Genomic DNA, 757 nt, shown 5'->3' on the forward strand with positions numbered 1-757 from the left:
GTCCTTCCAGATCTGCGGGACCTTGCCGATCGCCAGGCGGATCGTCGACGCGGCCTGCCGTGTCGAGAGGTCGCCGTCGTTGCCGAGGCGGCGGGAGACCCGCTCGGCGAGCGAGTGGGACTGTCCTTCGACCTTGGTCTCGCGGATGAGGAACGGCGCGCTCGGGTCCGGCTGGGCCGGGACGAGCGCCCAGGTGAAGGTCTGCAGGAGCCTGGCCGTGACGGTCTGGTCGGCCTGGGCCTGGCGCTGGGTAGCCTGCTTCTTCTGGTTCTGGGTCAGGTCGAGGCCGGCCTCGTTGTCGAGGACGTGCTTCCAGCCGAGGTGGTCGCGGGTGGCGGTGTCGAGCTCCTCCAGCCGGGCCTCGTCGGGGGCGAGGTAGACGAGCATGTTGCGGTTGGTCCGGTTGGAGCTGCCGCGCTGCTCGGTCGCCTTCTGGGCGAAGTCCTTGGCGGCCGACCCGGCGCCCCGCTTGTGGGCGAACTTCGGGTGCAGGATGACGAGGCGCGCCTCGCTGGTGTCGGGGATGTCGGCGTTGGTCTCCGGGCAGACGTGGACGCCGGCGAAGTCACCCTTCAGGCGGCCCTGGCCGAGCAGCCGTGTGACGACCTCCTTCCACACGTCTTCCTTGTAGAGGCGTTCGGCCTGGTCCTTGGCGGTGCGGGTGATGTTGGGCTGAAGGTCGTACCAGTACTTGCCGGACCCGGAGTAGAAGTACGTCGCCCGGTCGCCGAGCTGGGTCAGCGCGGCGTGGAAGTTG

1 pseudogene is annotated in these 757 nt (G+C 69.4%); it reads right to left on the reverse strand.

The window, feature by feature from the left end:
• Nucleotides 1-757, reverse strand: a pseudogene (locus tag AC5LUJ_RS24125) (AAA family ATPase); the annotation flags it as partial.

Source organism: Protofrankia sp. CiP1_Cm_nod3, from assembly GCF_982290655.1.